Source organism: Streptomyces melanogenes (assembly GCF_014649795.1).
In the GTDB taxonomy this organism is placed as follows: Bacteria; Actinomycetota; Actinomycetes; order Streptomycetales; family Streptomycetaceae; genus Streptomyces; species Streptomyces noboritoensis.
Genome location: NZ_BMTS01000003.1, coordinates 594569 through 611384, shown reverse-complemented (window position 1 = coordinate 611384; position 16816 = coordinate 594569). Strand labels below are relative to the sequence as shown.

General features: G+C 71.3%; 15 protein-coding genes. 2 read left to right on the top strand and 13 right to left on the bottom strand.

What is annotated here, in order from left to right:
• Window positions 1-31 precede the first annotated feature (31 nt).
• The 12 genes from IE252_RS09795 to IE252_RS09740 form a co-directional block, all read right to left on the bottom strand.
• Window positions 32-367 carry an RNA polymerase-binding protein RbpA gene (locus IE252_RS09795; RefSeq protein WP_003976875.1) on the bottom strand — a complete coding sequence of 112 codons (336 nt, stop codon included), beginning with the start codon at window positions 365-367 and terminating at the stop codon, window positions 32-34.
• Between the two features lie 110 nt (window positions 368-477).
• Window positions 478-714, bottom strand: a complete 237-nt coding sequence (secG, locus tag IE252_RS09790) for a preprotein translocase subunit SecG (protein WP_190088918.1) — start codon at window positions 712-714, stop codon at window positions 478-480.
• 110 nt (window positions 715-824) lie between these two features.
• Window positions 825-1601: a triose-phosphate isomerase gene (gene tpiA / locus IE252_RS09785; protein ID WP_190088917.1), complete on the bottom strand. Its 777-nt coding sequence runs from the start codon at window positions 1599-1601 to the stop codon at window positions 825-827.
• Window positions 1602-1606: 5 nt separating this feature from the next.
• A complete protein-coding gene (locus IE252_RS09780; RefSeq protein WP_190088916.1) occupies window positions 1607-2818 on the bottom strand; it encodes a phosphoglycerate kinase in 1212 nt (403 codons plus the stop codon).
• Window positions 2819-2935: 117 nt separating this feature from the next.
• Window positions 2936-3943, bottom strand: coding sequence for a type I glyceraldehyde-3-phosphate dehydrogenase (gene gap, locus IE252_RS09775; RefSeq protein WP_190088915.1), 1008 nt, complete (start codon window positions 3941-3943; stop codon window positions 2936-2938).
• A gap of 256 nt (window positions 3944-4199) precedes the next feature.
• On the bottom strand, window positions 4200-7148 hold the full coding sequence (locus IE252_RS09770; RefSeq protein ID WP_190088914.1) for a M14 family metallopeptidase: 2949 nt from the start codon (window positions 7146-7148) through the stop codon (window positions 4200-4202).
• A gap of 202 nt (window positions 7149-7350) precedes the next feature.
• Window positions 7351-8340: a DNA-binding protein WhiA gene (gene whiA / locus IE252_RS09765; protein WP_101387789.1), complete on the bottom strand. Its 990-nt coding sequence runs from the start codon at window positions 8338-8340 to the stop codon at window positions 7351-7353.
• Window positions 8331-9353: a gluconeogenesis factor YvcK family protein gene (locus tag IE252_RS09760; RefSeq protein ID WP_190088913.1), complete on the bottom strand. Its 1023-nt coding sequence runs from the start codon at window positions 9351-9353 to the stop codon at window positions 8331-8333. The genes whiA and IE252_RS09760 overlap by 10 nt, the downstream gene beginning before the upstream one ends.
• Window positions 9350-10291, bottom strand: a complete 942-nt coding sequence (gene rapZ / locus IE252_RS09755; protein WP_190088912.1) for an RNase adapter RapZ — start codon at window positions 10289-10291, stop codon at window positions 9350-9352. Before rapZ ends, IE252_RS09760 begins: the two co-directional genes overlap by 4 nt.
• Window positions 10288-12330: an excinuclease ABC subunit UvrC gene (uvrC, locus tag IE252_RS09750; RefSeq protein ID WP_190088911.1), complete on the bottom strand. Its 2043-nt coding sequence runs from the start codon at window positions 12328-12330 to the stop codon at window positions 10288-10290. The genes rapZ and uvrC overlap by 4 nt, the downstream gene beginning before the upstream one ends.
• 129 nt (window positions 12331-12459) lie before the next feature.
• Window positions 12460-13269: a hypothetical protein gene (locus IE252_RS09745; RefSeq protein WP_190088996.1), complete on the bottom strand. Its 810-nt coding sequence runs from the start codon at window positions 13267-13269 to the stop codon at window positions 12460-12462.
• A gap of 5 nt (window positions 13270-13274) precedes the next feature.
• The gene (locus IE252_RS09740; RefSeq protein WP_190088910.1) at window positions 13275-13931 is read right to left on the bottom strand and encodes a papain-like cysteine protease family protein; all 657 of its coding nucleotides are present in this window, start codon (window positions 13929-13931) and stop codon (window positions 13275-13277) included.
• A gap of 315 nt (window positions 13932-14246) precedes the next feature.
• Between IE252_RS09740 and IE252_RS09735 the strand changes: the two genes are divergently transcribed.
• Window positions 14247-15170: a hypothetical protein gene (locus tag IE252_RS09735; protein ID WP_190088909.1), complete on the top strand. Its 924-nt coding sequence runs from the start codon at window positions 14247-14249 to the stop codon at window positions 15168-15170.
• Window positions 15171-15230: 60 nt separating this feature from the next.
• Here the strand turns inward: IE252_RS09735 and IE252_RS09730 are convergent, their stop codons facing one another.
• Window positions 15231-15659, bottom strand: coding sequence for a Rieske (2Fe-2S) protein (locus tag IE252_RS09730; RefSeq protein WP_190088908.1), 429 nt, complete (start codon window positions 15657-15659; stop codon window positions 15231-15233).
• Window positions 15660-15791: 132 nt separating this feature from the next.
• On the opposite strand from IE252_RS09730, the gene IE252_RS09725 reads away from it, so the two are divergent.
• A complete protein-coding gene (locus IE252_RS09725) occupies window positions 15792-16700 on the top strand; it encodes a carbohydrate kinase family protein (RefSeq protein WP_190088907.1) in 909 nt (302 codons plus the stop codon).
• The last annotated feature ends 116 nt before the right edge of the window (window positions 16701-16816 follow it).

Here is a 16816-nt window from a genome sequence, read left to right as displayed (position 1 = left end):
GAACCGAGTTCGTCTGCCGGGCCCTTCGCTGTCAGATCTCGCCGCGGAGCTTGGCGAGCGCCTCCGCGAGGATCGCCTCGCCGTCCGCGTCGCTGCGCCGCTCCCGCACGTACGCGAGGTGGGTCTTGTACGGCTCCGTGCGCGGCGGGTCCGGCGGGTTGTCCCGGTCCTGACCGGCCGGGAAGCCGCAGCGCGGGCAGTCCCACGTCTCCGGAACCTGTGCGTCACTGGCGAAGCTCGGCTGCGTCTCGTGCCCGTTCGAGCACCAGAAGGAGATGCGCAGGCGCGGCGCGGACTCGCCGCGCTCGGCCTCACCCATCGGCCCCGCTCCGACCCGGCTTCCCCGGATCGCGTTGCCACTTGCCACGGTCGTAACTCCCTGCGTGATGGTGCTCGAAGATGCCCCAGTCTACGTAAGGCCCAACGCGCGTCCAGTGATTGTAGTTACACCCCACCCCTGAACGCGGAGACGACAGATCAGTTGTCCAGCTTCATCAGCAGGCCAAGTACGACAATGCTCGCGAACCACAGCAGACCGACCACGACGGTGATCCGGTCCAGGTTGCGCTCGGCGACCGAGGAACCGCCGACGGACGACTGCATTCCGCCACCGAACATGTCGGAGAGGCCGCCGCCCTTTCCCTTGTGCATCAGCACCAGCAGCATCAGCAGCAGGCTGAAGACGATCAGGGCAATCGAGAACCCGACAATCACGGCTGGACCAACTTCCTAGGACTGATATGGCGACGGGGGCCGGGGGGACGTATTCCATAATCCCGAGCCCGACCCCCGCAAGGGTACGACGGATCCGCGCTACCGCATACTCACTGGTCGCGGAAGCGGACGATCTTGACGAACTCGTCGGCGTCCAGCGCCGCGCCGCCCACCAGGGCGCCGTCGACATCCGGCTGCGCCATGATCGCGGCCACGTTCGAGGCCTTGACCGAGCCGCCGTACTGGATGCGGACCTTGTCTGCCAGCTCCTGCGAGTAGAGCTCCGCGAGGCGGCCGCGGATGGCTCCGCACACCTCCTGCGCGTCCTCGGGGGTGGCGACCTCGCCGGTGCCGATGGCCCACACCGGCTCGTACGCGATCACGATGGACTCGGCCTGCTCGGCCGGGACGTCCTTGAGGCCGCCGTCCAGCTGGTTCAGCGTGTAGGAGACCTGGTCGCCCGCCTTGCGGACGTCCAGGCCCTCGCCGACGCAGAGGATCGGGGTCAGGCCGTGCTTGAACGCGGCCTTCACCTTGGCGTTGCAGAGCTCGTCGCTCTCGGCGTGGTACTGACGGCGCTCGGAGTGGCCCACGGCCACGTACGTGCACTTCAGCTTGGCGAGCATCGGGCCCGAGATCTCACCGGTGTAGGCACCGGAGTCCTGCGCCGAGATGTCCTGGGCGCCGTACTTGATCTTGAGCTTGTCGCCGTCGACCAGGGTCTGCACCGACCGCAGGTCCACGAAGGGCGGCAGGACCGCGACCTCGACGGCGTCGTAGTCCTTGTCGGCCAGGGCGAAGGCGAGCTTCTGGACGTGCGCGATGGCCTCAAGGTGGTTGAGGTTCATCTTCCAGTTGCCGGCCATCAGCGGGATACGCGTGGTCACGGTGTTCAGTCCTCCAGTGCGGCAAGGCCGGGAAGCGTCTTGCCCTCAAGGTATTCGAGGCTCGCGCCGCCGCCGGTCGAGATGTGACCGAAGGCGTTCTCGTCGAAGCCGAGCGTGCGCACGGCGGCCGCGGAGTCGCCGCCGCCGACGACGGTGAAGCCGTCGCAGTTCAGGAGCGCCCGGGCGATCGCCCGGGTGCCGTCCGCGTAGTCGGGGTGCTCGAAGACGCCGACCGGGCCGTTCCAGAAGACCGTCTCCGCGTCCGCGATCTTCTCCGCGTACAGCTCGCGCGTCCTGGGGCCGATGTCCAGGCCCTCCTTGTCGGCGGGGATCTTGTCCGCGTCGACGGTGACGAAGTCGGCCGGGGCCTTGGTCTTCAGGTCCGGGAAGTCGGACGAGGCCAGGATGTCGACCGGCAGGACCAGCTCGACGCCGCTCTTCTCGGCGCGCTCCATGTACTCCGTGACGACCGGGATCTGGTCCTCCTGGAGCAGCGAGATGCCCACCTCGTGGCCCTTGGCCTTGAGGAAGGTGTACGCCATGCCGCCGCCGATGAGGATGCGGTCGGCCTTGCCGAGCAGCTGGTCGATCACGGCGAGCTTGTCGGAGACCTTGGCGCCGCCGAGCACCACCACGTACGGGCGCTTGACGTCGGCGGTGAGCTTCTTCAGCACGCCGACCTCGGTGGCGATGAGGAAGCCGGCCGCGTGCGGGAGACGCGCGGGCAGGTCGAAGACCGAGGCGTGCTTGCGGTGCACCGCGCCGAAGCCGTCGCCCACGTAGACGTCGGCGAGCTCGGCGAGCTGGTCGGCGAAGGCGCCGCGCTCGGCGTCGTCCTTGCTCGTCTCACCGGCGTTGAAGCGCAGGTTCTCCAGAACGGCGACCTGGCCGTCGGCGAGCGCCGCGACGGTCTCCTTGGCGGAGGCGCCCACGGTGTCGGTGGCGAAGGCGACGTCCGCGCCCAGCAGTTCACCGAGCCGCGCGGCCGCCGGGGCCAGCGAGAAGGCCGGGTCCGGGGCGCCCTTGGGGCGGCCCAGGTGCGAGGCGACGACCACGCGCGCGCCGGCCTCGGCGAGCTGGAGAATCGTCGGCTGGACGGCGCGGATGCGGCCGTCGTCGGTGATGGCGGTGCCGTCGAGCGGCACGTTGAGGTCGGCGCGGACGAATACCCGCTTGCCGGAGACGCCCTCGGCGAGAAGTTCGTCGATCGTCTTCATGTGTTTCTGCGACTCCTTGGAGAAGGACGAGGCAAGCGACAGGGCTCGTGCGGCGCATCGTTGCGCTGCCCGAGCCCTGTGCTCACATCGAGATGCCTGCCCTGAGACTTATCAGACTTAGAGCTGGCCGCCGACGAAGACGGTGAGGTCGACGAGGCGGTTCGAGTAGCCCCACTCATTGTCGTACCAGCCGAGGATCTTCACCGACTTGCCCTCCTGGACCATGGTCAGGGAGGAGTCGAAGGTGCAGGAGGCCGGGTCGCTGACGATGTCGGAGGACACGATCGGGTCCTCGGTGTACGCCAGGATGCCCTGCAGCTCGCCCTCGGCGGCCTTCTTGAACGCGGCGTTGACCTCGTCCTTGGTCACCTCGCGCTCCAGCTCCACGACCAGGTCGGTGGCCGAGCCCGTCGGGACCGGGACGCGCATCGCGATGCCGTCGAGCTTGCCCTTGAGCTTGGGGAGCACCAGCGCGGTGGCCTTCGCGGCACCGGTGGTGGTGGGGATGATGTTCTCGGCGGCGGCGCGGGCGCGGCGCAGGTCCGAGTGCGGGAAGTCCAGGATGCGCTGGTCGTTCGTGTACGCGTGGACCGTCGTCATCAGACCCTTGACGATGCCGAAGTTCTCGTCGAGGACCTTGGCCATCGGCGCCACGCAGTTGGTGGTGCAGGAGGCGTTGGAGATGACGTGGTGGTTGGCCGCGTCGTACTTGTCCTGGTTGACGCCCATCACGATGGTGATGTCCTCGTCCTTGGCCGGAGCCGAGATGAGGACCTTCTTGGCGCCACCGGCGATGTGCTTCTCGGCGTCGGCCTTCTTGGTGAAGATGCCGGTCGACTCGATGACGATGTCGACGCCCAGCTCACCCCAGGGGATGTCGGCCGGGTTGCGCTCGGAGAGCACCTTGATGGTGTGGCCGTCGACCGTGATGGTGTCTGCGGTGTGGGTCACCTCGGCCTTGAGACGGCCCAGGATGGTGTCGTACTTCAGCAGGTGCGCGGTGGTCGCCGTGTCACCGAGGTCGTTGACAGCCACGATCTGGATGTCAGCACCCTGCTCCAGCAGCGCGCGGAAGTAGTTGCGCCCGATGCGGCCGAAGCCGTTGATGCCTACGCGGATCGTCACGAACCGATCTCCTCGTTGGTACGCCGGGTTCGCACGCCGGCGAGTTTTAATTTGGGATGTCCCCGACCGCTTACGACCCTACCTCTCCCCGAGCCGGGGAGTGACATCGAGCGCATTCGCGGAGCGGGGCGGTCACCCGTATATGACCGACGGCCCGTACCTACCAACGGGTACGGGCCGTCGGGGGGACTTTCGTCCCCACTACCGAGCGTGACCGGCGGTGCCGGTCAGCCGGTGGGGCTTGACACGGGCGGGGTCAGTCCCGCAGCGCGCGGAGCGCCTTGCCGATCACGTTCTTGCGGTCGGCGGCCGACGGCACGTGCTCCAGGCCGAAGCCGAGCAGCACGGTGTCGTGGGTGGTGACGGCCGCCTGGGAGTGGAAGAGCGCCTGGGAGCGGGCCCAGTCGCCGGCGTTGCCGGGGCTGCCGGCCGGCGGTCCGGGCACGCTCCACGGGCCGAGCGCCGTCTCGAAGCCCTCGGCGCCCTGTGCGGTGCCGCCGATCACCAGCTTGGTGTCGTCGACGAAGGCGCCCACCCCTCCGGTGCCGGGGTCCGACACGTAGGAGATGGAGAGCTCGACCTGCTTGCCCGCGTAGGCGGCGAGGTCGACCGAGACCGGCTGCCAGCCGTTGGAGGAGCCGGTGAACCGGTTCCAGGCGCCCGAGGTGCCACTCGCCGTGCAGGCGCCGGAGCCCACGGTCAGGTAGTGCGCCAGGAACGGGTGCCCCTGGACGTAGTAGCCCTGCTCGCACTGGACGGGCACCGCCTGGCTGGTGCCGCCGTTGGTGTCCGGCAGCGTCGTCCAGTCGTCCTGCCCGACCGTGTGCGCCTCGACGATCACGTTGTCGAAGCCCGGCTCGGTGTCATAGCTGAGCTGGAACTGCAGGCTCGGCCTGTCGGCCGCCGTGGCGCCGCCCAGGTCGACCGTCCGGGACAGCCGCATATAGGCGCTGTCCTGGTGCTTGGCCGCCGCGAACCAGTCGCCCGCGGCGGGCTCGAACGGGGTGCGGATCCCCGGGTAGCTGCCCGCGGCCGCGCTCTTGAACTGCGGGAACTGGTCGGGCTTGAGGGTGTCCGAGGTGATCGTGTACGCCCCGGCCAGGTCCAGCGGGTTGTCGCTCGCGTTGCCGAGGGCCGCCTTGGCGCCCGCCAGGTTCCCGGTGCCTTCGAAGGCGGGCGGGGACTTCAGGCCGACGCGGTTGTAGGCGCCGAGGTAGTACTGGGCGAAGTCGTCGGAGTCGGCGCCGCCGAGGTCGACGGTGCCGCCCGCCTTCTCACCGGCGTTGACGAGCCGGCCGCCCTCGTTGAGGTAGTCGCGCACGGCCAGGGTGACCGCGGCGGTGGGCCGCTCGGCGCCCGTGTACCAGACGACCGTCTTGAAGTGGCCGAGCACGCCGAGCGCGCTGGGCGTGCCCTGGGTGGCCACGTCCCAGAGCGCGGACCTGCGGCCGTTGTCGGCGAGCGCCTTGGTGTACGCGGCGGCGTGCTGGGCGGGCGCGGTGCCGCCCTCCTCCGCGATCACCAGGGTGTCGCCCTTGGGCCGGTCGGCCACGGTGTAGGTGAACGGCGTGCTGGAGGTGGGCTTGCCGGCCCGGGTGCGCCCGGTGAACCAGACCTCCACCTTGGAGCCCACGTCGGCGCCCTCGACGGTGGCCCGGTACTGGTCGAAGTGGATGTTGTCCTCGCCGCCGTAGACGTCGCCGCCCTGCCAGGCCTCGAGGTCCTCGGTGTGCGTACGGCCGCCGTCGACGCGGTAGTTGAGCGTCTTGTCGCGCACCGACTTGCGTGCGGTGACGGCGACTTCCTGGTCCTCGCCGCGGGCGTACGAGGTGGTGAAGGCGTCCGGGGTGAAGTCGGGGGCCTCGATGCCGACCGGGGAGACCGGCTGGTCGGGCCGGCGCGCGGAGTCGGCGACGGCCAGCGCGAACGGGATGTTCTTGGTGAACTCCTGCTGGATCAGCTTCTCGTCGTCCGGGAAGTTGAAGACCGACTGGCAGTCGCCGGGCTTCCACTGGTCGTTGGGGTCGATCCGGGACGCGGTCTGGCAGGTCGACATCTCCGGGGTGAACATATGGATCCCGTTGACGTTCCCCGCGTGCCCGTCGGCCTCGCCGTTGGTGGTGTACAGCTCGGAGGAGAGCTGCGAGTGGTAGCCGGGGATCGCGGGCTTGGCGGGCGTGCCGGCCAGCGACTTGTAGAGGACGTCGTCCGGGGTCGGGGTCGCGACCTGCCAGCCCACGCCGTACAGCAGCAGCTCGGCCGCGGAGTGGTAGTTGATCGCGTAGGAGAAGCCGAGCCGCTTCTCGAAGGAGTCCAGCGCGCGGGTCTCCGGCTCGGAGGCCGGGGACGGGCCGCGGTAGGTCTCGTCGGCGGGGTCCGGGGACGAACCCTCGTTGTCGTAGCCCCATTTGTACGGGAAGTTGCGGTTGGGGTCGACGCCGTCGCCGGGGGTGATCTTCCCGTCGCCGTTGTTGTCGCGCAGGTTCTTGCGCCACAGGCGCTGCTGGGTGCCGGTGAAGGTGTAGTCGTACCCGTCGGGGTTGGCGGAGAGCACGAACCACAGCTCGGTGGAGTCCACGATCTTGGTGATCCGCGGGTCCTTGCCGTAGTTGTCGAGGTAGTAGTGCATCAGCCGCCGGGTCATCTCCGGGGTGATCCACTCACGGGCGTGCTGGTTCGACAGGTACAGCACGGAGGGCTTGGAGCCGTCGCGGGTCTTCGCCGCGCCCTTGGTGAGCTTGAGGGCGAGGATGTCCTGGCCCTTGACCGTCTTGCCGATCGACTCGACCTTGGTGAGGTCGGGGTGCGCGAGCTGGGTGTCGACGATCTCCTTCTGCAGGCCGCCTGCCCCGCTGTAGGGGCGGAAGACGCCGTCCCCCTGGGCCTTGAGGCGCTTCTCGGTCGCCGTCGAGAGGGTGTGCTCGGTGAGGTCGACGCCCCGCTTCTTCAGCGTGCCGGCCTGCTGCTTGGTGAGGTAGAGCTCGACCTTGGCGCTCCCCTTGGCGGGTACCTGCGCGGTCAGTTCCTGGCCGTCCGCCCCCTGCTGGAGCAGCAGTGGCAGCTGCGCCTTGGTGACGTCGGCGTACCAGACGGAGAGTCCTTCGCCTCCGCCGCCGCCCGGGCTGGCGTGCGCGGCGGGTACCGCCGCCAGACCGGCCGTGAGCAGTGAAGCCGCGGCGAGGATCGCTCTCGCTCTGCGTCTCATTGGCCCCCCTTGCTGTTGTGTGCCACGAAAGTGGACAGACGCCAGGCTCATGACACTTCATGATCATGTCAATACCGTGGAAGGGTGGTGAAACCGGAACCGGCGCCCACCAAGTGGGCGCCGGTCACGGCGAGTTCAACACTAGGGCCTGACGGCGGTACGAGGAGGGCACCGACGCGAAGCGGAGGGAGGACTCCGCCGATCAGCCGACCAGGCCGTCCGCCATCTCCTCGGTCAGATTGGACTCGGTGCCGGGGATGCCCAGGTCCTGCGCCCGCTTGTCCGCCATGGCGAGCAGCCGGCGGATCCGGCCCGCGACCGCGTCCTTGGTCAGCGGCGGGTCGGCGAGCGCGCCCAGCTCCTCCAGGGAGGCCTGCTTGTGCTCCATGCGCAGCCGCCCGGCGGCCGCCAGGTGCTCCGGCACCTCCTCGCCCAGGATCTCCAGGGCGCGCTGCACCCGGGCCCCGGCGGCGACGGCGGCCCGCGCCGAGCGGCGCAGATTGGCGTCGTCGAAGTTGGCCAGGCGGTTCGCGGTGGCCCGGACCTCGCGGCGCATCCGCCGCTCCTCCCAGGCGAGCACCGACTCGTGCGCGCCGAGCCGGGTCAGCAGGGCGCCGATCGCGTCGCCGTCGCGCACGACCACGCGGTCCACGCCGCGCACCTCGCGGGCCTTGGCCGCGATCTGGAGCCTGCGGGCCGCGCCGACCAGCGCGAGCGCCGCCTCCGGGCCCGGGCAGGTCACCTCCAGGGAGGAGGAGCGGCCCGGCTCGGTGAGCGAGCCGTGGGCGAGGAAGGCCCCGCGCCAGGCCGCCTCGGCGTCACAGGTGGCCCCCGAGACCACCTGGGGCGGGAGGCCCCGGATGGGGCGGCCGCGGCCGTCCACGAGGCCCGTCTGGCGCGCCAGCTGGTCGCCGCCCGCCACCACCCGGACGACGAAGCGCGAGCCGCGGCGCAGCCCGCCCGGAGCCATCACGATCAGCTCGGAGCTGTGGCCGAAGATCTCCAGGATGTCCCGCTTGAGCCGGCGCGCCGCCATCGCGGTGTCCAGCTCCGCCTCGATCACGATGCGGCCGCTGACCAGGTGGAGGCCGCCCGCGAACCGCAGGATCGACGAGACCTCCGCCTTTCTGCAGCAGGTCCGGGTGACGGGGAGCCGGGAGATCTCATCCTTCACCGCTGCCGTCATCGCCATGGGCCGATCCTTCCATGCATCCGAAAAATACGGTCGTACGCGGCGGCCAACAGCTCCCGGTCGTGCTTGGGGGAGCCGTCGGGCGCGGCGACCGCCGCCAGCTCGACCACGGCGCCGAGCTGCTTGGCGGCGTCGGCGAGGGACTCGCGGTCGGGCACGGCGGCCGCGTCGGCCAGCACCACGTCCAGGGCGAGTTTAGGGGCGTGTCGTCCCAAAACCTCCAAATGACGCTGCGGAGAGAAGCCATCGGTTTCGCCGGGCTGGGGCGCCAGGTTCAGCGAGAGCACCTTGCGGGCCTTGGTCACCGTGAGCGCGTCGAGCAGCTCGGGCACCAGCAGGTGCGGGATGACCGAGGAGAACCAGGAGCCCGGGCCGAGCACCACCCAGTCGGCGTCCAGGACGGCCTCCACCGCCTCCGGGACCGCCGGCGGGTCGTGCGGGACCAGGTTGACCGACTGCACCTCACCGGGGGTGAGCGCCACCGTGGCCTGGCCGCGGACCGTGTCCACGTCGGTCGGGCGGGCCGGGTCGTGGCCCCGGACCAGCGCCTCCAGCTCCAGCGGGACGGCGGACATCGGCAGCACCCTGCCGTGCGCCCCGAGGAGCTTGCCGACCAGGTCGAGCGCCTGGACGTGGTCGCCCAGCTGCTCCCACAGGGCCACGATCAGCAGATTGCCGACCGCGTGCTCGTGCAGGTCGCCCTGGGACTGGAAGCGGTGCTGGATGACCCGGGCCCAGGTCTGGCCCCAGTCGTCGTCGCCGCAGAGCGCCGCCAGCGCCTTGCGCAGGTCGCCCGGCGGCAGCACGCCCAGCTCCTCCCGGAGCCGGCCGCTGGAACCGCCGTCGTCGGCCACGGTGACGACGGCGGTCAGGTCGCCGGTGATCCGGCGCAGCGCCGCGAGCGACGCGGAGAGGCCCATGCCGCCGCCGAGGGCGACGACCTTGGGCTGGGCGCCACGCTTGCGGCCGGTGCGCAGCACCGGTCCGCTCGTGCGCCGTCGGTACACCTTCACTCGCGCCCCATGTCCCGGTGTACGACGACGGTCTCGATCCCCTCGGAGGCGAGACGGGCGGCCAGCTTCTCGGACATCGCGACGGAGCGGTGCTTGCCGCCGGTGCAGCCCACCGCGATCGTCACGTACCGCTTGCCCTCGCGGCGGTAGCCGGTCGCGATCAGCTGGAGCAGCTCGCTGTACTGGTTGAGGAACTCCTTGGCACCCGGCTGGTTGAAGACGTAACCGGACACCTCCTCGTTCAGGCCGGTGAACGGGCGCAGCTCCGGCACCCAGTGCGGGTTCGGCAGGAAGCGGCAGTCGACGACCAGGTCGGCGTCGACCGGCAGGCCGTACTTGTAGCCGAACGACATCACCGTGGCGCGCAGCTCCGGCTCCTCGTCCCCGGCGAACTGGGCGTCCATCTTGGCGCGCAGCTCGTGGACGTTGAGGCTGGAGGTGTCGATCACCAGGTCGGCGTCCCCGCGCAGCTCGCGCAGCAGGTCGCGCTCGGCCGCGATGCCGTCGACGATCCGGCCGTCGCCCTGCAGCGGGTGCGGGCGGCGGACCGACTCGAAGCGGCGCACCAGGGCGTCGTCGGACGACTCCAGGAAGACGATCCGCCGGGTGACCTGCTTGGAGTCCAGGTCGGCCAGCGACTCGCGGAGGTTGTCGAAGAAACGGCGGCCGCGCACGTCGACGACGACGGCGATGCGGGCCACATTGCCCTGGGACCGGGCGCCGAGCTCCACCATGGTGGGGATCAGCGCGGGCGGCAGGTTGTCGACGACGAACCAGCCGAGGTCCTCCAGGCACTTGGCGGCGGTGCTGCGCCCGGCGCCGGACATCCCGGAGATGATCACCAGCTCGGGGATGGCCGGTTCTGCGGCGTCGTTCGTCGTGCCCGTACTCACGTGTGCGGCTCCAGCTTCTGCTTCTGCTCGGTCGTGCTCAGTCATTTCGCGGATCCCCCGTCGTCCTCTTCAATGATCTCTCCTGTCGCCGTGTTCACGGCGGGTGCGGCCGGGGCTGTCCTGGCCAGGGCCGCTGCCACGGTCTCGGCCGTCTTGCGGCCTATCCCGGGAACTTCACAGATCTGCTCGATTGTCGCCGACCGGAGCCGCTTCACCGAGCCGAAATGCTTGACGAGAGCCTGTTTGCGGGACTCGCCCAGGCCCGGCACCGCGTCCAGGGGGCTCGCCTTGAACCGCTTCGTCCGCTTGGCCCGCTGGTAGGTGATGGCGAACCGGTGAGCCTCGTCACGCACGCGCTGGAGCAGATACAGCCCCTCGCTGGAGCGGGGCAGCACGACCGGGTCGTCGTCGTCCGGCAGCCAGACCTCCTCCAGGCGCTTGGCCAGCCCACAGACCGCCACGTCGTCTATCCCCAGCTCGTCCAGGGCCCGCTTGGCCGCCGCCACCTGCGGCTGGCCGCCGTCGACCACCACGAGCTGCGGCGGGTAGGCGAACCGCTTGGGCCGCCCGTCCTCGGTGCGGGGGCCGGTCTCCACGGGGGCCTCGCCGGGCGCCGGGACCTCGCCGGAGGAGGCCGGGCCGGACTCGCCGTCCTCCTCGCCGTCCGCCCACTCCCCCAGCCGGGCGCTCTCGGCCAGGTACCGCTTGAAGCGGCGGGTGATCACCTCGTGCATGGACCGGACGTCGTCCTGGCCCTCGAAACCCTTGATCTGGAAGCGCCGGTACTCGCTCTTCCTGGCCAGGCCGTCCTCGAAGACGACCATGGACGCCACCACGTCCTCGCCCTGGAGGTGCGAGATGTCGAAGCACTCGATCCGCAGCGGGGCGCTGTCCAGGTCCAGGGCCTGGGCGATCTCCTCCAGGGCCCGGGAGCGGGTGGTCAGGTCCGAGGCGCGCTTGGTCTTGTGCAGCGCGAGCGCCTGCTGCGCGTTGCGTGCGACCGTCGCCATCAGGTCCTTCTTGTCGCCGCGCTGCGGGATCCGCAGCGAGACCTGCGACCCGCGCCGCCCGGCCAGCCAGGCGCCGACCGACTCCGCGTCCTCGGGCAGCGCCGGGACGAGCACCTCCTTCGGTACGGAGTCGCCGGTCTCCTCCCCGTACAGCTGCTGGAGGGCGTGCTCGACCAGGCCCGCCGTGTCGACGGCCTCGACCTTGTCGGTGACCCAGCCGCGCTGGCCGCGCACCCGGCCGCCGCGCACGTGGAAGATCTGGACGGCCGCCTCCAGCTCGTCCTCGGCGACCGCGATCAGGTCCGCGTCGGTGGCGTCGGTGAACACCACCGCGTTCTTCTCCAGGGCGCGGCGCAGCGCCCCGATGTCGTCGCGCAGCCGCGCCGCCCGCTCGTACTCCATCTCCTCGGCCGCGTCCCCCATCTGCTTCTCCAGACGGCGGATGTACGTGCCGGTGCGCCCGGCCATGAAGTCGCAGAAGTCCTCGGCCAGTTCGCGGTGCTCCTCGGGCGTGACCCGGCCGACGCAGGGGGCCGCGCACTTGCCGATGTAGCCGAGCAGACAGGGGCGGCCGATCTGGGCGGAGCGCTTGAACACCCCGGCGGAGCACGTCCGTACGGGAAAGACTCGGAGCATCAGGTCGACGGTCTCGCGGATCGCCCACGCGTGTCCGTAGGGACCGAAGTAGCGCACGCCCTTCTTCTTGGCGCCGCGCATCACCTGGACCCTCGGGAACTCCTCGTTGAGGGTGACCGCCAGGTACGGATAGCTCTTGTCGTCGCGGTACTTGACGTTGAAGCGGGGGTCGAACTCCTTGATCCACGAATATTCGAGCTGGAGGGCCTCGACCTCGGTGGAGACGACCGTCCACTCCACGGACGCGGCCGTGGTGACCATCGTGGCCGTGCGCGGGTGCAGGCTGGTGAGCGGCTGGAAGTAGTTCGCGAGCCGCTGGCGCAGGGACTTGGCCTTGCCGACGTAGATCACCCGGCGGTGCTCGTCCCGGAACTTGTAGACCCCCGGCGAGTCGGGGATCTGTCCCGGCTTGGGGCGGTAGGTGGAGGGGTCTGCCATGTCCACCACCCTACTGGCGGGGACCGACAACGCGGTTTCACGGGGCCGCGCCCCTCGCTTGAGGGGCGCGGGGAACTGCGCGACCAGCCACGCACGATCCGCAGCTGATCGCACAGTCCTGGGAAAGGCCTACGCCCGGTTGCCCCCGCGCCGACGTCGCAGCGCCACGGTGCCCAGTCCGAGCGCCGCGAGGGCCCCCGCACCGGCGGTCACCGAGGTGGCCGTGAGGGCGCTGTCCCCGCCGGTGGGTGCGGCGGCCGCGGCCTGGGCCCGGGCCTCCTCGGGCGTCTGCCCGTACCCCCCGGCCTTGCCGGATTTCGCGTACGCGGAGCCGGGCAGCTTGTCGCCGTAGGCCCGCTGGACGCGCTTCTGATAGGCGCCCAGCGTGGTGCCCTCGGCGCCGACCGCGCGCACCGCGTCCTCGTCCAGGGGGAGCACGGTGGCGCCCTTCTGGACGTACCAGGCGTTGATCTGCGGCTCCTGGAAGACGGTGCCGCCCGGCAGCCGGCTCGCGCCCGCCGCGGCGTAGCGGGCCTCGTCGTCACCGGTGGCTATGTTCACCACCTTCCAGGTGGTGCCCTGCGGAACGGTCCACAGGGAGGCCTTCTGGCCGTCCGAGGAGACGGCCGTGGAGGCGAGGTACTCCAGCTTCGCCACGGAGGCGCCCGCCCGCCCGGCGACGAACTCCGGGGAGAGCGTGTAGACGGGCACCGCGTCGCCCTGGATGCGCGGGGCGGCGGCGGTCAGGGACACCTTGCCGTCCCGGGCGAAGAACCGGGAGAGCGTGTCGAGGGTCGCGGGGGCCGCGGCCGCCTGGCGGGCGGCCGCCTTGGAGTCGGCCGTCGCGGTGGGGTGCTCGCCGGCCGCCGCGTACGAGGCGCAGAGGCCGGTGAGCAGGGCCGCGACGGCGGCGGCGGAGGACAGACGTCGCAGGGTCATCGTCGTCACGCCCCGATCCGGTAGAGCGAGTGGGTCCAGGAGAACGAGTCGTTGTCGACGTACCAGTCGTGCGAGGCCCAGTTGTAGCGGTTGCTGGAGGGCCACGGGTCGCCCCAGTAGACCCAGCTGCTGGCCGTGTCGTACCCGTAGATCACATGCATGTGACCACCGCCGCTGGACCACTGGATGCGGCTCTCCATCGGCCGGTTGGCGTTGATCTCGGTCTGTACGGTCGAGTAGCGCAGCCACCCGCTGACGTACGAGCCGGAGTTGATCCCGGCCCAGCTCAGCGCGTTCTGCACATTGCCCAGGTCCGCCTGCCAGTTGGGGCAGTCGTAGCCCTGCTGGCGCCCGAAGGCGGCGTTGCAGAACTGGTTCTGACTGTAGGAGCGCCCGAACCAGGTGGCGATGGTGTTCCCGCTGGCGGCCCAGCACCAGTTGTTCTTCTGCTGGGCCTGCATGGTGATGTTGAGCCGCTTCGACGTGGCTGCCGTGGCGGACGGCGGGTCGGCGGCGGTACGGGTGTCGGTGGCGGCGGTCGTGGTGGCGGCGGCGGTCGTGCCGGGCTCGTGCGGGGATGCGACGGCGCTCGCCGTGGGGGCGGCGAGCAGGGCCGTCACCACGAGGGCGAGAGCCGGAAGCCGTCTCTTGCGGTTGTGCATCGCGTTCCTCCCGAAGCGGGGGGTGTGGGGATCGGAGGAGCGCGTCCGGACGCTTTCGGTGAGCATCGAACGTTGTCGTGGGCTGGTCAACGCGCTTCAATGCGGGGTGAGACGCGGGTGTGAACGGAGTGGCCGCCATGTGAACGGGCCTTCCGGGCCCACCAGGCCGCCCGGGTCCCGCGGCGACCCGTGACCACCCCCCGCCGTGAACGTTCACTGTGCGGCCCGAAGTCCCCGGGCCGGCGGCGCAGTTGAACCAGGCCGCCCGTACGGCCACCCCCCACCGAGATCCGAGCAGTCCCGAGGGAGTCCCCCATGCTCCACACCGATGCCGATCTGGCACAGGTGCTGCACACCGGTCCGTTCCATCTGGCGCTGCGCGCCGCGCTCGCCGTCCGCGGACTGCCGCTCCAACGCGTCCAGCACCATCTCGCCGGGCGCGGCGTCAAGGTCGGTGTGACCAGCCTCAGTTACTGGCAGCAGGGCGCCCGGCGGCCGCAGCGCGCCGAGTCGCTGCGGGCCGTGCGCGCCCTGGAGGAGGTCCTCGGGCTGCCGGACCGCTCGCTGCTGCGGCTGCTCGACGACGCCGACGCGCGCGAGGCGGAACGCCCGGCGGGCCGCTCCTACCGCTCGCTGGTGGAGGCCTCCGGGGCCGTCGAGCGGCTGATCACGGGCCTGGAGTCACCCGTGGACGGCGGGCTGCACACCGTCGGCCACCAGGAGCGGGTGCGCGTCGGGGCGCACCGCGAGCTGCTGGGCCGCGACTCCCAGCAGGTGGTGCGGGCCCACCGGGACGGCGTCGACCGCTATCTCGCCATCCACCACGGCGACCCGGGCTGCGACCCGTCCCGGGTCCGGGTGCGCGCCGCCGAGAACTGCCGCACCGGCCGGGTGCGCTGGGACGCCGAGACCGGCGTCCTGGTGGCCGAGCTGCTCTTCGACGCCCGGCTGCGGGCCGGTGAGACGTACCTCTTCGGCTACGGCTTCGAGGACGGCACGGCGGGCCCGAGCAGCGAGTACGTACGCGGCTTCAGCTTCGCGGGCGGGCAGTACGTGCTCCAGGTCCGCTTCGACGAGCACGCCCTGCCGGTGCGCTGCCGCCGCTTCTCCCGGACGTCGGCCGGCGCGGCCCGCTCGGCCCGGGGCGACCTGACGCTGAGCGGGCAGCACCGCACGGTGCACCTGGTCGAGCAGGGGGTGCGACCGGGGATCCTGGGGATCGACTGGGACTGGGCGTGAGGGCGCACTGCCTACGTACTACGTACGTAGGCAGTGCGCCCAGGACGCCGTCAGTGCTCCCTACGCGTCCGGACCGGCGACGAGCTTGCCGTCCTTGACCTTCACCGGGACGGAGGGCAGGGGCACGGTCGCCGGGCCCTGGACCGGCTTGCCGGTCATCACGTTGAAGCGGCTGCCGTGGCAGGGGCAGTTCCCGTGCCCGTCCTCGATCTTGTCGAGGACGCAGCCGGCGTGGGTGCACTGGGCGCTGAACGCCTTGTACTCGCCCTTGGCCGGGCAGGACACCATCAGGCGCTGCTCGCGGTAGAGCTTGGCCCCGCCGACCGGGATCTCCTCGGGCGCGCCCAGGGTGACCGGCGCGGTCGGGGTCGGCCTCTCGGCGTGGCCGAGCTTGGAGTCGGTGGAGCAGGCGGCCACTCCCAGCCCGGCGGCCCCGGCGAGGGCCGCGCCTTTCAGCACGGTACGACGGGCGGCGGGCTGGCCGGACATGGGGTCTCCACAGGTCATGGGGGGTTGGTGACGTATCCGACGATACCGGCGGGACCTGTGGGGCCCGGGGGTGGGTGGTGACGGGCGCCGGGGCTGGACGGGACCGGTCCGGGTGGGTGTACGTTCGGCCGCGTGATCGTCGTCGCCGGAGAAGCCCTCATCGACCTCGTCCCGGAGCGCCCCGGCGACCGGCTGGGCCCGCTGTCGCCCCGGCCCGGGGGCGGCCCGTACAACACGGCGGTGGCCCTCGGGCGCCTCGGCGCCGAGGCCGCGTTCTGCTCGCGCGTGTCGACGGACGGCTTCGGCGAGTCCCTCCTCGACGGGCTGCGCGCCGCCGGTGTCGACACCTCCCTGGTCCAGCGCGGCCCCGAGCCGACGACACTGGCGGTGGCGACGGTGGGGTCGGACGGGGCGGCCGGATACGGCTTCTACGCCTCCGGCACGGCCGACCGCCTCTTCGAGCTCCCGCCCGAACTCCCCTCCGGCGTACGGGCGCTGGCGCTCGGCACCTGCTCGCTGGTCCTGGAGCCGGGGGCGTCGGCGTACGAGGCGCTGCTGCGGCGGGAGTCCGGGCGGGGTGTGTTCACCCTGCTCGACCCGAACATCCGTGCCGGCCTGATCCCGGACGCGGACGCCTACCGGGCCCGCTTCCGCTCCTGGCTGCCGTACGTGTCCCTGCTGAAGCTGTCCGAGGAGGACGCGGCGTGGCTGGGCAGCGGGGTGGAGTCGTGGCTGGCGGCGGGGCCGGAGGCGGTGGTGCTTACGCGGGGCGCGGCGGGGATGACGGTGTGGACCCGGTCCGGTCCGCGTGAGGTCTCCGTGCCCGGGGAGCGGGTCGAGGTGGTCGACACGATCGGGGCGGGGGACACGGTGAACGCGGCGCTGCTGCATGTGGTGGCGGGGCGGGGTCCGCTGTCCGCGTCCGGGTGGCGGGCGGCGCTGTCCTTTGCGGCGCATGCGGCTGCGCTGACGTGCGGGGAGCGGGGGGCGCAGCCGCCTTACGCCTCGGCGCTGCGATGCCCCACCCCGCCCCTTCCCTAAACCCTCCGGGGGTGGGAGTTCGTCTGCGGACCGTGCTGGGCTGGTCGCGCAGTTCCCCGCGCCCCTTGAATGCCGCTGCGCGGCATCCTCGGGGCGCGGGGTCCGCAGACGAACTC